We start from the raw sequence: 1,764 nt of genomic DNA on the forward strand, positions 1-1,764 counted from the left end.
AAAAGAAGCTGTCTCAAAACTAGACAGCTTCTTTTTTTTGCTTTTTAGAATATATATGTTCTTGTATAGTTGGATTTTTACTGTAGTTTTTGTAAATTTAATGTAAGAATTCCATCTATTTCTCTATGAATTTCAAGCATTACAATCAGCGTCAAACCGCACTTTTTTCTTATTCGTTTGACGACTTAATTTCAGAAAAACATCCTGTTCGGGTAGTTGATCAAGTTGTAGAGTCCATTAATATCCAACCACTATTAAAAGCCTACAGTAAAGAAGGTAATCCGGGTTATCATCCAAAAATGTTATTAAAGGTGATGATTTATGCTTATATGAGTAATGTTTATTCTTCACGAAAAATAGAGTTGGCTATCAGAGAAAACATCAACTTTATGTGGCTTACTGGAATGAGCACTGTGGATCACAATACCATTAACCGATTTAGAAGTGATAAATTAAAAGATAGTTTTAAAGAAATCTTTAAACAAGTGGTCATGATGCTGGCAGAGGAAGGATTGATTTCAATGAAACAAATTTATACCGATGGCACAAAAATAGAAGCTCAGGCAGGCAGATACACTTTTGTTTGGGGTAAAAGCATTAAAACCAACAAAGCTAAAATGCTTACTCAGTTAGAAGACTTATGGAATTATGCCCAAAGTATATCTAATGATGACGATCCTGATACCGAACCGCCTCAGTTCAAGGAAATCAGTCAGGAAGTGATCCAAAAAACCGTTAAACAGATAGATACCAAATTATCGGGTAATGAAAAAGCTTCCAAGAAATCTAAAGCAAAACTGCGTTACATCAAACAAAATTTTGAAAAAAATCTTCGCAAATATGAAGAACAAGAAGCTATTTTAGGCGAAAGAAACTCATACAGCAAAACAGATCCTGATGCAACTTTTATGCGTATGAAAGAAGATCATATGCAAAACGGACAGTTAAAACCTGGTTACAACGCCCAAATATCAACAGAAAACCAAATCATTATTAATTACACTTTACATCAAAACCCTACAGATACCAAAACTTTAAAGCCACACTTAGAAAATCTTAAAGAAACTTATGGCGAAGAAATCTTTAAAAAAATAGAAAACATTACAGCCGATGCAGGCTATGGGAGCGAAGAGAACTACGATTACCTTGAAAAAGAAGAGCTGACCGCTTATGTGAAGTACAATACTTTTGAAAAAGAACAAGATAAAAATTACCAAAAAAAACACAAAACCTTTAGCAAAGAAAACCTTTATTACAACCAAGAAGAAGATTATTATGTGTGTCCGATTGGTCAGAAAATGCACAAAACCCATGAAAGCACAAAAACAACCCAAGCCGGATATATACAGCAATTATCGCATTATCAGGCTCAAAATTGCGAAGGATGTCCGCTGCGGGGAGTCTGCTTTAAAGCTCAGGGGAACCGAAGTATAGAACGCAATCATAACCTTGAAAGACATAAAGAAAAAATCAGGGAATTACTCACAAGTCAAACGGGAATACAAAAAAGGAAACAACGCTCTGCCGATGTAGAGCCTGTATTTGCCCAAATGAAACACAACAACAATTTTAGAAGATTTTCGTTAAAAGGAATCCAAAAAACCGAGTTAGAATTCGGATTAATGGCTTTAGCACACAACTTAAGAAAGAAAATTGCTGCATAAGGGCAATTTTACCCTTTTCTAAAATGATGAAATTTTATTGGAAATTAATTCAAATAAAAAAAACCGCCTCAAATTTTAATATTGAGACGGCTTCTTTTTT

1 protein-coding gene is annotated in these 1,764 nt (G+C 33.8%); it reads left to right on the plus strand.

The genetic code is table 11. The features are described 5' to 3' along the window. Window positions 1-125 precede the first annotated feature (125 nt). Entirely contained in the window at window positions 126-1,664 is a 1,539-nt protein-coding gene (locus IF125_RS14115; RefSeq protein WP_225542921.1) for an IS1182 family transposase, read from the plus strand. The last annotated feature ends 100 nt before the right edge of the window (window positions 1,665-1,764 follow it).

The sequence above is a fragment of the Empedobacter stercoris genome (genome assembly GCF_020281205.1).
GTDB lineage: Bacteria > Bacteroidota > Bacteroidia > Flavobacteriales > Weeksellaceae > Empedobacter > Empedobacter stercoris.